The organism is Salinimicrobium oceani (genome assembly GCF_012037645.1).
Genome location: NZ_JAAVJR010000943.1, coordinates 1 through 385 on the forward strand (window position 1 = coordinate 1; position 385 = coordinate 385).

General features: G+C 41.8%; 1 protein-coding gene. It reads left to right on the forward strand.

Features of this window, described 5'->3' with window-relative positions:
- On the forward strand, positions 1-385 hold a 385-nt coding region (locus tag HC175_RS20175), incomplete at both ends, for a DEAD/DEAH box helicase family protein (protein ID WP_369074359.1).

Genomic DNA, 385 nt, shown 5'->3' on the forward strand with positions numbered 1-385 from the left:
CAGCTTCTCGACGAATTAAGCAGGGCCCCCAAACAAAGAGAGGTCATCTTTGCCCTTTTTGGGATGACAGCAAAGGGTTATGAACTTATAAAAATTTCTGAATTAACTAAAGAAAGTAAAGCTTCGGCAGCTGTAATTAAAGCATTAATCGATAAAGAGGTGCTGGAAGAAGTCACGGTGCAGGCCCAGCGCTTTCAATTTGAAGAAGGAGAACTGGCTGGGAAAGTTGCACTTAATGAGTATCAGCAACAGGCATTGCAGGAAATCGAAACTGCATTTGAATCTCAGGATGTTTGTTTGCTCCACGGAATTACCTCTTCTGGTAAAACAGAGCTTTATGTAGAGCTCATTGAAAAAGCAGTTTCAGAAGGAAAACAGGTGCTGT